Annotated in this window: 10 protein-coding genes; 9 read left to right on the forward strand and 1 reads right to left on the reverse strand. The window is 64.8% G+C overall.

Annotated features, from left to right (window positions below):
• The first annotated feature begins 19 nt into the window (after positions 1-19).
• From ACFODV_RS05325 to ACFODV_RS05365, 9 genes are all read left to right on the forward strand, one after another.
• Positions 20-451 (forward strand): hypothetical protein, encoded by a 432-nt coding sequence (locus ACFODV_RS05325; RefSeq protein WP_379755762.1) that lies wholly within the window; start codon positions 20-22, stop codon positions 449-451.
• A 10-nt stretch (positions 452-461) separates the two neighbouring features.
• The gene (locus ACFODV_RS05330; protein WP_379755765.1) at positions 462-2,066 is read left to right on the forward strand and encodes a vWA domain-containing protein; all 1,605 of its coding nucleotides are present in this window, start codon (positions 462-464) and stop codon (positions 2,064-2,066) included.
• Positions 2,059-2,856 (forward strand): class II glutamine amidotransferase, encoded by a 798-nt coding sequence (locus tag ACFODV_RS05335; RefSeq protein ID WP_379755768.1) that lies wholly within the window; start codon positions 2,059-2,061, stop codon positions 2,854-2,856. Before ACFODV_RS05330 ends, ACFODV_RS05335 begins: the two co-directional genes overlap by 8 nt.
• Before the next feature lie 221 nt (positions 2,857-3,077).
• Positions 3,078-4,766: an AMP-binding protein gene (locus tag ACFODV_RS05340; protein ID WP_379755771.1), complete on the forward strand. Its 1,689-nt coding sequence runs from the start codon at positions 3,078-3,080 to the stop codon at positions 4,764-4,766.
• 150 nt (positions 4,767-4,916) lie between these two features.
• Entirely contained in the window at positions 4,917-8,957 is a 4,041-nt protein-coding gene (gene hrpA, locus ACFODV_RS05345; protein WP_379756275.1) for an ATP-dependent RNA helicase HrpA, read from the forward strand.
• Between the two features lie 66 nt (positions 8,958-9,023).
• A complete protein-coding gene (locus ACFODV_RS05350; protein WP_379755775.1) occupies positions 9,024-10,136 on the forward strand; it encodes a beta-ketoacyl-ACP synthase III in 1,113 nt (370 codons plus the stop codon).
• Positions 10,137-10,179: 43 nt separating this feature from the next.
• Complete coding sequence (locus tag ACFODV_RS05355) at positions 10,180-10,965, forward strand: MlaA family lipoprotein (RefSeq protein WP_379755778.1); 786 nt, start codon at positions 10,180-10,182, stop codon at positions 10,963-10,965.
• 11 nt (positions 10,966-10,976) lie between these two features.
• The gene (locus ACFODV_RS05360) at positions 10,977-12,164 is read left to right on the forward strand and encodes a PP2C family protein-serine/threonine phosphatase (RefSeq protein WP_379755781.1); all 1,188 of its coding nucleotides are present in this window, start codon (positions 10,977-10,979) and stop codon (positions 12,162-12,164) included.
• Complete coding sequence (locus ACFODV_RS05365; protein WP_379755784.1) at positions 12,151-12,666, forward strand: STAS domain-containing protein; 516 nt, start codon at positions 12,151-12,153, stop codon at positions 12,664-12,666. Before ACFODV_RS05360 ends, ACFODV_RS05365 begins: the two co-directional genes overlap by 14 nt.
• A gap of 72 nt (positions 12,667-12,738) precedes the next feature.
• Here the strand turns inward: ACFODV_RS05365 and tal are convergent, their stop codons facing one another.
• Positions 12,739-13,677 (reverse strand): transaldolase, encoded by a 939-nt coding sequence (tal, locus tag ACFODV_RS05370; protein WP_379755787.1) that lies wholly within the window; start codon positions 13,675-13,677, stop codon positions 12,739-12,741.
• Between the last annotated feature and the right edge of the window lie 41 nt (positions 13,678-13,718).

A 13,718-nucleotide genomic window follows, 5' to 3' on the forward strand; every position in this document is an offset into this window, starting at 1 on the left:
TGTGAAAAGAGAGGTGGCGATGCCAATTACAGATTCGATGACCCTACTATGGCTGGTCTATGTTGTCCTGTCGCTGGTGGTGCTGCTGACGGGCTACCTGGGTCTGGCCTTCCTGCCGCGGCTGCTGCGGCTGCCGATTACCTGGCTGGTGGCCGGCGTGATGTGGGTGCCGACGCGTTTCCGGATGCCGCTGCTGGAAGAAGGGGAATTCTACACCGGCCTGGCCCCGGCGGTGGTGGTGGCTCTGGTCGGGTTTCTCGAGGGCGACAACGGCCTGATGTTGCCGGCGATGATGCTGACGGCGGCCGGTGCGGCGGGGGGGGTGGCCTTCGGGCTGCTCTTGGCATGGCGCGGTCGCGGGCGAGACGACTATGTCGATATGGATGACAACGAAGACGACGCCCCTCCCGCCCGACGTGGCGGCGGGCGTCGGGAGCCGATAATCGGCTAAGGAGCCGGGCATGGCCTGGTCGTGGAGGGTCAGTGAGAGAGGGCGAGGCCAGGCCGGCTTACTGCTGGCAGGTCTGCTCTGTCTGGTGGCAGGTTCCGCAGTGGCCCAATCGGTCGATGAGAGCCCTGACGTGCGGGTGATTGTCGATGTCTCCGGCAGCATGCGCACCAACGATCCCGATCAGCTCGCCGCCAGCGCCCTTGAACTGCTGGTATTGCTGCTGCCAGACGGTACCGCAGCAGGCGTCTGGACATTCGGTGAGCGAGTGGACAGCCCGCTTCCCCTCGGTGAGGTCGATGCAGGCCGGCGCGCAGATGCCACTGCCCTGCGCCCGGCCCTGGTGGAGTACCAGCGGTACACGGACATCGAGGCGGCCTTGCGCAAGGCCGCCGAGGCACCGGCCAACGGCTGGCGCCATCTGGTACTGCTCACCGATGGGGTGATCGACCTGCCTCCGGCACGGGGCGCCAAGCCAGAGGTGGATGACGCCTCGCGGCGCACGCTTCTCGAGGAATTGGCACCGGCGCTGGCGGCCCGGGGCGTGGTCGTGCATGCCATCGCCTTTTCCGATGCGGCCGACCTGGCCCTGGTCGAGCGTCTCTCCCGGTCCACCGGCGGCCTGCCGGCGCTGATAACATCGCCGGAGAGCCTTCTGAGCGCCTTTGCGGATATCGTCGAACGTATCTTTCCCGCCGACCGCGTGCCCCTGGTCGAAGGGCGCTTCTCCATCGAGCCCGGTGTCGAGGCCTTCTCAGCGCTGCTCTTTCATGATCCCGACGCCCGTCCCCTGATGCTGGTGGCGCCGGACGGGACTCGTTACGACGCGCGGAACCCACCGCCCGGCGCGAATTGGCAGATGGACCCCCGCTTTGATCTGCTCAGGGTGCCCGATCCCGCTTCCGGCAAGTGGCGCCTGGAGGGCGAGATCAGCGGCGATAGCCGTATCGGAGTGCGAGGAGCGGTAAGCCTGCAGCTCACCCCCCTGCCGGCAGTTGTTCACCCGGAGCTGACGCTTCCGCTGGTGGCCTGGCTGGCCCGCGGCGCAGAGCCCTGGTCGGCGGCGCCGGAGGATCTCGCCATCAGTGTCGACCTGCTGGACGCCGACGGCACCGTCCAGATGGAAGTGCAGCTTCAGCGTCAGGGGGAGCGCTTCGTCGGAGAGTTGACGGTCCCTGAGCTCTCCGGTGCCGCCCGTCTGCGCCTGCATGCCGAGGGACAGGGCATCGTTCGTCAGCGCTACCTGGCGATCAATGTGCAGCCGCTGCTGAGCCTTCTGCCCGGAGCCGAGCAAGGCCAGGGGCTTGACGGGCAGGCGGGTCTGCGCTCCCTGGGCGAGCGGTTCCACACGGACCTCGCCACCGGCAGCGACGGTGAGGCGATGCCCGATAGCGCCGCCGATCGCTTCATCGACTTCATCCATGACCTGCCTGCCTATGCCGCCGCTCTTTGGCGCGATAGCCGGCCCTGGCTCGAGCGCCGCGGTGCGGCCTTCGCCGGCGACCCGCGGCACTGGGCGGTGGCGGGTCTGGTCATATTGACGCTTCTCAGTCTGCTGTTATGGCGGCATCGGCGCGTGCCGCGCAGGCGCATTCACCGGGAGGATCCGCATGTGTGAACTATTGGGCATGAGCGCCAACGTGCCCACCGATATCTGTTTCAGTTTCACCGGCTTTCTGCATCGAGGCGGCGGCACAGGCCCGCATCGAGACGGCTGGGGAATTGCTTTCTATGAAGAGGGCGGCTATCGCGAGTTCCGCGACCCCCACCCCTCGGTTCATTCCCCCATCGCACGGCTGATCACCGACTATCCGATCAAGTCGAACATCGTCATCAGCCATATTCGCCAGGCCAACGTGGGCCAGGTGCGCCTGGCCAACACCCATCCCTTCGTACGCGAGATGTGGGGAAGCCCCTGGTGCTATGCCCACAACGGCCAGCTCGAGGGCTGGCAGGGCCTGCCGCTCGGCTTCTACCGCCCGGTCGGTGATACCGATAGCGAGCACGCCTTCTGCTGGTTGCTGGGCGAGCTGCGCCGCTGTTTCCCGGAGCGTCCCGAAAACGATGCGTTGCGCCAGGGGCTGTGGCGGCTGCTTCACCAGCTCTGTGAGCGTCTGCGCGGACTCGGGGTCTTCAACCTGCTGCTGGCCGACGGCGACTACCTCTACACTTTCTGCTCCACCAAGCTGGCCCATATCACCCGGCGAGCTCCCTTTGGGCGCGCAAGTCTGTCGGATGCCGAGCTCACCGTGAACTTCGCCGAACACACCACGACCCACGACATCGTCTCGGTGATCGCCACCGAGCCACTCACCGATAATGAGGCCTGGGAGCGCATGTGCCCCGGTGAGCTGCTGGTGTGGCGCGACGGCATGATCGAGGCGCGTTTCGGTCGCCGCCAAGCGTGAAATCTGACGGTTGGTCTTCGTGGCAGGGTTGGTACAGGCTGAAGGCGTAAGGGCTCGTTTCAGAAGTTCGTACCTGGGGCACAGAGCAGGCGATTTCAATTCACTGTTTGAATCTTATGTTTCAATCGATCGTTTTACAGTCTGATCCGGCCGGTTTAAGGTAGAGCCCCGTAAAAACAAGAAGCGTCGATGGCCTATCGGCGAGACAGCGGAGACACGTGATGAGTGAGCATGCCAACGCCCCGATCCTGTCCGGCCCCGAGCTCAAGGGAATGGAAGAGTATGGTTCGGTTACCGATATCTTCCACGCGGCGGTCAAGCGCTATGCCGACAAACCGGCCTTCAGCTGCATGGGGCAGACGCTGACCTTCGCCGACCTTGACCGTCTCTCCGGCGACTTCGCCGCCTGGATTCAGCAGGAGACGACGCTGCAACCGGGCGATCGCATTGCTATCCAGCTGCCCAACGTCCTGCAGTTTCCGGTGGCGGTGTTCGGCGCCATTCGCGCCGGACTGGTCGTGGTTAATACCAACCCGCTCTATACCGAGCGGGAAATGGCCCACCAGTTCAAGGATTCCGGTGCCAAGGCCATCGTGATCCTGGCCAACATGGCAGATAAGCTCGAGAAGATCCTCGACCGTACCGACATCCAGCACGTGCTGATCACTCAGCTGGGCGACCTGCATGGCTTCCCTAAGCGGCAACTGATCAACCTGGTGGTCAAGCACGTCAAGAAGATGGTGCCGCCGTTTCGTCTGCCCGGGCATATCCCCTTCCGGCAGGCGCTCAAGAAGGGCGCTGCCTGCCAGCACATTGAAGTGGTGCGCGAGCTCGACGACATCGCCGCGCTGCAGTACACCGGCGGCACTACCGGTATGGCCAAGGGCACCATGCTGACCCATCGCAATCTGGTGGCCAACATGTTGCAGGCTGGGCAGGCCATTGGCCCCGGCCTCAACAACGGCGAGGAAGTGGTGATCGCGCCGCTGCCCGTCTATCACATCTACACCTTTACAGTGAACTGCCTGTTCCTGATGGAAACCGGCAACCACTCCGTTCTGATCACCAACCCGCGCGATTTGCCCAATTTCGTCAAGGAACTCAAGAAGCTCAAGTTCACCGCTTTCATCGGGCTGAATACCCTGTTCAACGCCCTTTGCAACCGTGAGGATTTTCGTGCGCTGGACTTTTCAAAGCTGCACTTGACCATCTCGGGCGGCATGGCGCTGACCAAGTCGGCCGCGAAGCGCTGGCAGGAGGTCACTGGCTGTGAGATTGCCGAGGGTTATGGGCTCACCGAGACCTCCCCGGTAGTGAGTTTCAACCCGGTGGACGCCATCCAGCTGGGCAGCATCGGCAAGCCGGTAGCCGGCACCCGGGTCAAGGCGGTGGATGCCGACGGGAACGACCTTCCTTTGGGCGAACCGGGCGAGCTCTGCGTTCAGGGGCCCCAGGTGATGAAGGGCTACTGGAACCGCGACGATGAGACCGTCAAGGTGATGGACGACGAGGGGTGGTTCCACACCGGCGATATCGCGGTGCTTCAGGAAGATGGCTACATCCGCATCGTGGACCGCAAAAAGGACATGATTCTGGTCTCGGGTTTCAATGTGTATCCCAACGAGGTGGAGGACGTCGTCGCCACTCACCCGGGCGTGCTCGAGTCCGCGGCGGTGGGGGTGGACGACGAGAACAGCGGCGAGGCGATCAAGCTGTTCGTGGTGCCTCGCACCGATGACCTTGACCCCGACGAGCTGCGTGCCTGGTGCAAGAAGGAGATGACCGGCTACAAGGTGCCCAAGTACGTGGAGCTGCGCGATGAGCTTCCGAAGACCAACGTGGGTAAGGTGATGCGCCGCCAGCTGCGCGACGAGGAGCGCGAGAAGGCCAAGGCTGATACCGGGTCCTGATAGGGGGTGTCTTGCCAGACCATAGCCAGCCTCAATCGCTTGGATTAGGCGTCGCCCAGGCGGCGGCGTTACAATGATCTGCCCGTATCGGTTCGCTGATACGGGCAGTTTGTCTTGTTACCACCCACCCGCGGAGCCACCGTGTCCGACGTGACCACCGACGTTTCTCCTGCCGCCTCCCAGACCGATGCCGACCGCCTCAGCGCCCTGCGCCAGGCGCTCGACGGTGTGCTGCTGCGTGACCGTCCGTCACTCGACAAACGGCTGCACGGCCTGGCGCGCCGGGTGAAGGAGGGTAAGCCGGCGGATCGTGGCCTGGACGAAGCGACCCAGGCAGTCACCCGCTCCAGGGAGGTGGTGGAGCGTCGTGGGTCGCGACCGGTAACCCTGAACTATCCCGCCGAGCTTCCCGTGGCGGAGCGTCGCGAGGAGATCCTGGCGACGCTGCGGGACCATCAGGTGGTGGTGGTGGCGGGCGAGACCGGCTCCGGCAAGACCACCCAGCTTCCCAAGATCTGCCTGGAACTGGGACTGGGGCGCCGTGGGTTGATCGGCCATACCCAGCCGCGACGGCTGGCAGCGCGTTCGGTGGCCACGCGCCTGGCCGAGGAACTCGAGACCCCCCTGGGGGAGCAGGTTGGGTACCAGGTGCGCTTCACCGACCAGAGCAGCGAGCACACCCTGGTCAAGCTGATGACTGACGGCATCCTGCTGGCCGAGACTCGCCACGACCCCGACCTGCGCCGCTATGAAGTCATCATCATCGACGAGGCCCACGAACGCAGTCTCAACATCGATTTCCTGCTGGGTTACCTCAAGCGGCTGCTGCCTCGCCGCCCCGAGCTCAAGGTAATCATCACCTCGGCCACCATCGACGTGGAGCGCTTTGCTGCCCACTTCGCCCGGCCCGCCCAGGGCGACCAGCCCGAACACCCGGCCCCGGTGGTGGAGGTCTCCGGCCGCACCTATCCGGTGGAGCTGCACTATCGCCCGCTGGTGCGCGAGGCCGAAGATGAAGAGGACCGCACCCTGCAGGAGGGCATTCTGCATGCGGTAGAGGAGGTCGAACTGATCGAGCGCGACAAGCGCTGGCTCCACGGCCCTCGAGACATCCTGGTGTTTCTGCCCGGCGAGCGCGAAATCCGCGAGACCGCCGATACCCTGCGTCGCGCCGACCTGCGCGGCACTGAGATCCTGCCGCTCTACGCGCGGCTCTCCAACGCCGAGCAGAACCGGGTCTTCGCCCCCCACGCCGGGCGTAGGATCGTGCTGGCCACCAACGTCGCCGAGACATCGCTCACCGTGCCGGGCATTCGCTATGTGATCGATCCTGGATTGGTGCGCATCAGCCGTTACAGCTACCGCACCAAGATTCAACGCCTGCCGGTAGAGCCGGTCAGCCAGGCCAGCGCCAACCAGCGCATGGGCCGCTGCGGTCGAGTGGCTGAAGGGGTATGCATCCGTCTTTATGACGAGGAGGATTTCCTCGCCCGGCCCGCTTTTACCGACCCCGAGATTCGCCGCACCAATCTGGCCTCGGTGATTCTTTCCATGCTGTCGCTGAAGCTTGGCGACATCGAGGCCTTTCCCTTTGTCGACCCGCCCGATTCGCGTTTCATCACCGACGGCTTTCGGCTGCTCTTCGAACTGGGGGCGGTGGACGAGCAGGGCGTGATTAGCCCCGTCGGCCGCAAGCTGGCACGCCTGCCCATCGATCCGCGCCTGGCGCGCATGGTGCTGTCCGGTGCCGAACAGGGAGGGCTGCGCGACGTGCTGATTGTGGTGGCTGGTCTGGCGGTTCAGGACCCTCGCGATCGGCCGGCGGAGAAGCGCCAGGCCGCCGATCAGGCCCATCGCCGCTGGCAGGACCCCGACTCCGACTTCGTGGCCCTGCTCAACCTGTGGGACGGCATCGAGGCGGCACGCGAGACGCTCACCGGTAACCAGCTTCGGCGCTGGTGCAAGGAGCGTTACATCAACTACCTGCGCGTGCGCGAATGGCATGATACGTTCCGCCAGCTGCGCCAGCTGCTTCGCGACATGGACATCGAGGTGCCTCCGCCGGCCCCGCGCCCGGTTCTGGATGAAAAAGAGGTGGCCAAGGGCGAGGGCGAGCACGAACAGCGTGTCCAGGCGCGGCGGCAGAACGCCGCGACGCTGCACCGAGCACTGCTGCCTGGACTGCTCTCACACCTGGGCCTGGCGATCGAGAACCGCGAATATCTCGGCGCGCGCAACCGCAAGTTTGTGATTCATCCGGGCTCGGGGCTAGCGAAGAAGTCCCCCAAGTGGCTGATGGCCTTTGAACTGGTGGAAACCACGAAGCTGTTTGCCCGCACCGTGGCGAAGATCGACCCTCAGTGGATCGAGCCCCAGGCCGGGCATCTGGTCAAGCGCAACTATGCGGATCCCCACTGGGAGATGAAGCGCGCTCAGGTGGTGGCCAAGGAGCAGGTGACCCTGTTCGGCCTGCCCATCGTCAGCGGGCGCCGGGTGCACTACGGGCCCATTGCGCCGGCCGAGTCCCGCGAGCTGTTTATCCGCCGGGCCCTGGTGGAGGGTGAGTTCAGGACCCGAGGCGACTTCTTCGCCCATAACCGCTCGCTGATCGAGGAGGTCGAGGGTCTGGAGGATCGCGCCCGGCGACGCGATATTCTGGTGGACGAAGAGACGCTGTTCGCCTTTTACGACGAGCGCCTTCCAGAAGGCATCTACAACGGCAAGGGTTTCGAAGCCTGGCGCAAGCAAGCCGAGGCCAAGAACCCCGAGGTGCTCAAGTTCGATCGCTCCGCGCTGCTGGCTCGGGAGGCCAGCGAGATCACCCAGGCCGACTATCCTGACGTGCTGACTCTGAACGGCGTGCGCTATCCGCTGAACTACCACTTCGAGCCAGGTGCGATCGACGATGGCGTGACGCTTACCGTGCCCGCCGCCATGCTGCCTCAGCTGCCCCTGGCACGCCTCGAGTGGTTGGTGCCGGGTCTGCTGCGCGAGAAGTGCATTGCGCTGATGAAGTCGCTGCCCAAGGCGCTTCGTCGTCAAGTGGTGCCGATTCCCGACTGGGTGGATGCCGCTCTGGAAGCGATCGTTCCTGATGACGTGCCGCTCACCGAAGCGCTGAGCGAGTTCCTGCGCCGCAAGACCGGCGTGCGTGTTCACCCAGATGATTGGCAGTGGGACCAACTCGAGCCCCACCTGGTGATGAACCTCAACGTAGTGGATCATGACGGCCGCGTGCTGGGGCAAGGGCGTGATATCCGTGAGATGGAACGGCGTTTCGAGGCGGCGGCGGGGGAGGGTGCCCGGTCGCTGGCCGCCGAGGCGCGTCTGGAAGCGCCGGTAGAGGGGCTCCCCGGTGAGGCGCTGCCCGAGTCCCGGGTCACCACCCAGGCGGGTATTCGCGTGGAGGCCTTCCCGGCACTGGTGCCAGAGGGCGAGGCTTTCCGGGTCGAGCTTTTCGACCATCCCGACAAAGCCCGCGAAGCCCATCGCGAGGGCATCGTTCGCCTGGCCATGCGCCGTTTGCCCGGTCAGGTGCGCGAGATCGAACGCCTAAAGGGGCTCGGCACCTGCGCGCTGTTGTTCGCCAAGGTGGGCAGCAAGCGTCAGCTGACCGATGACGTGGTGCGGGCGGTGTTTACCCGGGTGGTGGCAGCGGACCCGCTGCCGCGCTCGGCCGTCGAGTTGGAGACGCGCCTGACGGCCACCCACGGTGAGCTCATGCCCCTTGCCGAGGCGCTGGTAGGCACTCTGGAGGCCGCGCTCAAGGGCCATCTGGCGGTTGCCAAGGCGTTGAAGGGCAACCTGAACCTGGCGCTAGCGCTGGTATACAGTGATCTCAAGGTCCAGATGGCACGTCTGGTACACCCCGGTTTTGTGAGCGAGGCCGGCGAGTGGCTCGACGAGTACCCGCGCTATATGGAGGCGGCGCAGATTCGCCTGGAGAAGGCGCCACGTGAGCGCCTGCGCGACCAGATGCACATGCAGGAGATTCAGGCTCTCGAGTCGCGCCTCGAGGCTCGCCTCGAGAGCGAGCAGCGCGGGGGCATGGCGCCGCCGGCGCTGGCGGAGTTTCGCTGGTGGATCGAGGAGCTGCGCGTGTCACTCTTTGCCCAGCAGCTGGGCACTCAATTTGCGGTTTCCCCCAAGCGGCTCGAGAAGCGCTGGGCGGAGATCACCGGGCGCCCCTGAGCCCAGATGAACAGCGGCCGCCGCAAGCGGCCTGGGCGGCCCAGGGCCGCGACAAGGGAGTTATCCATGACCAACGTTGTGATCACCGGCACAGGGCTCTTCGCGCCGGACCACATCATCGACAATGATGCCCTGGTGGCCTCGTTCAATGCCTGGGTAGATGCCGAGAATGTGCGCCGCGCCGAGGCCGGTATCGAAGAACGCCTGACTCACTCCAGCAGCGAGTTCATTGTCAAGGCGTCGGGCATCCACAGTCGCCATGTGCTAGATGCCGAGGGCATCCTGGACCCCGAACGGATGCGTCCACGGCTGCGCGAGCGAAGCAACGACGAGCCCTCCCTTCAGTGCGAGATGGGCGCCATAGCGGCGCGCCAGGCACTGGAGCACGCCGGTGTGGCCGCAGAGACTATCGACCTGGTGATCGTCGGCTGTTCCAACCTGGAGCGTCCTTACCCGGCGATAGCGGTGGAGCTGCAGGCCCTGCTTGGCGCAGGCGGCTACGCCTTCGACATGAATGTGGCCTGTAGCTCGGCCACGTTTGCCATCGAGACCGCCGCCAATGCCATCCGTGCCGGGAGCGCAACCCGTGCCCTGGTGGTTAATCCGGAAATCTGCTCGGCGCATCTCAACTTCCGCGACCGCGACAGCCACTTCATCTTCGGTGATGCCTGCACCGCCATCGTGCTGGAGCGCGACGATCTGGCTACCGTTGATGCGCGCTTCGAGATCCTCGGCACCCGCCTGGTGACCCGCTTCTCCAACGCCATTCGCAACAATGCCGGCTTCCTCAACCGGGTGACGGATTCGGACCCCCAGGCCTTGGATAAGCTATTTGTCCAGGAGGGTCGTCGGGTGTTCAAGGAGGTATGCCCGCTGGTGGCAGCGCTGATCAATGATCACCTTGCGAGCCTTGACCATACCGGTGATGATCTGTCGCGCATGTGGCTGCATCAGGCCAATCGTCATATGAATGACTTGATCGCCCGCCGAGTGCTCGGCCGCGACCCCAGCGAGCAGGAGGCACCGGTGATCCTCGACCGCTTTGCCAACACCAGTTCCGCCGGATCGATCATCGCCTTCCATCTGCACCGCGATGGCCTGGCGCCGGGAGCGCTGGGAGTGATCTGCTCCTTCGGGGCCGGCTACAGTGCCGGCAGCGTGGTGGTGAGGCGTGTCTGACACCCAGGAAATAACTCGCAAAAAAAGCCGCAGGGAGAGACCGATGGTAGTCAGCAAGAAAGGCAAGCATGGCAAGGCGGCGGCGGGTCTGCTGGCAGTGGCGCTTCTGGCCGGCTGTGCCAGCACGGCAGCAGTGGAAGAGCGCCATCCCGATGATCCCTGGGAGGGCTTCAATCGCCGCGTCTTCGTCTTCAACGATGCCGTGGATCGGGCCGTGCTGAAACCGGCCGCACGCGGCTACCGGGCAGTAACGCCGCAGCCGGTTCAGACAGGTGTGGGCAACTTCTTCTCCAACCTGGGCGAGCCGCGCACGGCGATCAACAGCCTGCTGCAGGGCAAGCCGGCCAATGCGGGCATTGCCCTGTCGCGTTTCGTGATCAATACCACGGTGGGCATCGGTGGCCTGTGGGATTTCGCCACCCACATGGAGATCACCGGCCGCGACGAGGACTTCGGACAGACCATGGCGGTCTGGGGCTGGGAAGAGTCTCGTTATTTGGTGCTGCCCCTGCTGGGACCGAGCACGCTGCGGGATACCGGCGGCCTGCCTGTCGATGCGGAGACCTATCCCCTCTACTACTTTAACGATGCCGAGTTGGAGGTTGCGTTGACGGTGTTGAGGATCGTGGACATGCGCGCCGGGCTACTCGACCAGGAGGAGCTGATCAGCGGCGACCGCTACAGCTTTATCCGCGATGCCTGGCTGCAGCGTCGCCGCTTCGAGATCAACGACGGTGAGATGGGCGCTGACCCTTTCGCCGCGGATGACTTCGATTTCGATGATTCGGACTTCGACGACGCCGACTTCGACGACGCCTTCTCAGACTGAGGCCCCTTTCCATGGATCGTCCCAAGCAGCTGATCGGTGTGATCGATGCCCCGGGCCCTGCGCGTGATGCTCTGGCCGAGACCATCGCCCGCGACGGCCTGGCGGTGATCGCCGCTGAAAGTCCTGATGAGTTGCCGCCAGAGGTGTCGCTGGTCGTAGCCCACGTCCGTGCGCTGTCCGATGAGCAGTGGGCACCCCTTTGTGAGCGCCTGCCGACGCTGGTGGTCAGCGATAGCCGCCAGTCCCCCGGGTTGCTCTCCGCGGTCGATGCCGGGCTGGTGGACTACATCGTCGAGCCGCTGCGCCACGGACAGCTGCTGCGGCGCATGATTCGCAAGGTGATCGAGCTGCGGCGGCTGGAGGAGGCGAGGCGCGAGGATCAGATGCGGCTTGAAGAGCTCAACGAGAGCCTGGAGACCCACCTGGCGATGCTTCGCCTTGACCAGCAGGCCGGTGGGCAGATCCAGCGCAAGCTGCTGCCGCCAAGGCCCCAGACGGCGGCCGGCGTGACCTGCGACTACTGGTTTGCCCCCTGGCTCTACCTGTCCGGCGACTTCCTGGATTTCCAGCGCCTGGATGAGCGCCACCTGCTGTTCTACTTTGCCGATGTCTCCGGTCATGGCGCCTCGTCGGCCTTCGTCACCGTGCTGCTCAAGTACCTGGCTAACCGCTGGCAGGGGGAGTGGGACGGGATTGCACCAGAGGCCCTGCCACCCCGCTGGCTGTCTGATCTCAACCGCGAGCTGCTGGAAACCGGCATCGGCAAGCATGCCACCCTGTTCGTCGGGGTCATTGACCTCGAGCGCCGCTATCTGCACTATTCGCTGGGCGCGCAGCTGCCCATGCCCCTGATGGTGTCGGATGGCGAGGTGCATCCCCTTTCCGGCGTGGGTATGCCAGTGGGGCTGTTTCCCGGCGCCGAGTACCCTATTCTGGGGTGTTCGCTACCCGAGAACTTCCGACTGTGGTTGTGTTCGGATGGAGTATTGGAATGCCTGCCGGGCGAAACGCTCGACACGCGGCTCAAGGAACTCGAGCAGCGGGTGCTGGCCAGCGAGACGCTGGACGACCTGCGGACCAGCCTGGCGCTTGGCCATCTGGCCAGCGGTGATCATGCCAGCCTGGATACGGGAATCGAGGCCCTGCCCGACGACCTGACCATCATGATGTTGAGCGGATTTGGCAATGTTGATTCATGAAGGACGCATCAAGGCGGCATTCGATGCCGGTGTTTTCGTCCTCAAACTGTGTGGCGATGTACGCCTGACCCTCTCCGCGACCCTGGACCGTCAGGCCCAGCAGCTCGCCGAGACCCCTGGGCTTGTCAGCCTGATCATCGACTTGCGCGACGCCTCCAACGTGGACTCCACGGCGCTGGGTTTCCTGGCCAAGGTGGCCATGGCCGTGGAAGGGCGGCTGGCCGAGCGCCCCACGATCATCGCCGACAACCCCGACATCCAGCGCATGCTGGATGTGATGGGTTTTGCCCGCTATTTCACCCAGGTGGAGGCGCCCATTACCGAAGTCTGTGAGCTGTGCGACCTGCCGGAGATCCCCTGCGACGTGGAGAATACCCGCCAACGCATTCTCGAGGCCCATCGCATCCTGATGCGCATGAACGAGCATAACCGGGAGGAGTTTCAGCCGCTGGTAGAGATGCTCGAGGCCCAGGAGGTCGACCCTCACCCCCATCATCATTGATTCCGCGAATGGAGGCCGAGGGCATCAGCCGGCATCCGTTCTGGATGATGGGGGTCTCCTCCCCGTGATTGGTTACGCCTGGCGCAGCTCTCCCAGCAGTGCTTCCAGCTTGCGCTGATCCCCCATGAACTTGCGAATGCCTTCGGCCAGCTTGTCCGTGGCCATGGCGTCCTCGTTCATCTCCCAGCGGTAATCGGCCTCATGCAGCGGCTCCGGGGCCCGGGTCTCGGCATCCTGCGAAGAGAGTCGGCGCGCCAGAGGGCCGCTGGTGTCGGCCAACTCGCCGAGGAGGGCAGGAGAGATGGTCAGCCGGTCGCAGCCGGCCAGCGCCAGGATTTCGCCGGCGTTACGAAAGCTCGCCCCCATCACGATGGTGTCGTAGCCATGGCCCTTGTAGTGCTCATAGATGCGCTTGACCGACCGGACCCCCGGGTCGTTGTCGCCGCTGAAGTCGGCATCCGGTGCCTGGGCCTTGTGCCAGTCGAGGATGCGTCCCACGAAGGGCGAGACCAGGGTCACGCCGGCGTCGGCGCAGGCCTGTGCCTGGGCAAAGCCGAACAGCAGGGTCAGGTTGGTGTGGATGCCTTCACGTTCGAGCTGCTGAGCGGCGCGGATGCCTTCCCAGGTGGCGGCGACCTTGATCAGGATGCGCTCCGCTCCGACACCGTGGCGGCCGTAGCGCTCGATCAGCGAGCGGGCCCGCGCGAGGGTGGCGTCGGTGTCGAAGGAGAGCCGGGCGCTCACCTCGGTGGAGACATAGCCCGGCACCAGGGAGCTGATCTCACTGCCGATCTCCACGGCCACGGCGTCCAGGGCGTCGTCGATATCGGCGGCCTGGCGGGCGATCTCGGCCAGCCGCTCGCGGCGCCCTTCCAACTGGGCAGCCTGCAGGATCAGCGAGGGGTTGGTGGTGGCGTCGGTAGGTTCGAAGCGACGGATAGCGTCTATGTCGCCAGTGTCGGCGACCACGGTGGTCATTTGCCGGAGTTGTGAAAGCAGATCGTCGGCCATGGGGCGAGGTTCCTGATGGAAAAGAGGCTGATACTCTAGCA

It is taken from the genome of Halomonas tibetensis, assembly GCF_042643535.1.
In the GTDB taxonomy this organism is placed as follows: Bacteria; Pseudomonadota; Gammaproteobacteria; order Pseudomonadales; family Halomonadaceae; genus Halomonas; species Halomonas tibetensis.

What these genes read in the sequence shown, in the direction of transcription:
- ACFODV_RS05325 (WP_379755762.1), top strand. Translation starts at nt 20, where the DNA reads ATGCCAATTACAGATTCGATGACCCTACTATGGCTGGTCTATGTTGTC.
- ACFODV_RS05330 (WP_379755765.1), top strand. Translation starts at nt 462, where the DNA reads ATGGCCTGGTCGTGGAGGGTCAGTGAGAGAGGGCGAGGCCAGGCCGGC.
- ACFODV_RS05335 (WP_379755768.1), top strand. Translation starts at nt 2,059, where the DNA reads ATGTGTGAACTATTGGGCATGAGCGCCAACGTGCCCACCGATATCTGT.
- ACFODV_RS05340 (WP_379755771.1), top strand. Translation starts at nt 3,078, where the DNA reads ATGAGTGAGCATGCCAACGCCCCGATCCTGTCCGGCCCCGAGCTCAAG.
- ACFODV_RS05350 (WP_379755775.1), top strand. Translation starts at nt 9,024, where the DNA reads ATGACCAACGTTGTGATCACCGGCACAGGGCTCTTCGCGCCGGACCAC.
- ACFODV_RS05355 (WP_379755778.1), top strand. Translation starts at nt 10,180, where the DNA reads ATGGTAGTCAGCAAGAAAGGCAAGCATGGCAAGGCGGCGGCGGGTCTG.
- ACFODV_RS05360 (WP_379755781.1), top strand. Translation starts at nt 10,977, where the DNA reads ATGGATCGTCCCAAGCAGCTGATCGGTGTGATCGATGCCCCGGGCCCT.
- ACFODV_RS05365 (WP_379755784.1), top strand. Translation starts at nt 12,151, where the DNA reads ATGTTGATTCATGAAGGACGCATCAAGGCGGCATTCGATGCCGGTGTT.
- tal (WP_379755787.1), bottom strand. Translation starts at nt 13,677, where the DNA reads ATGGCCGACGATCTGCTTTCACAACTCCGGCAAATGACCACCGTGGTC.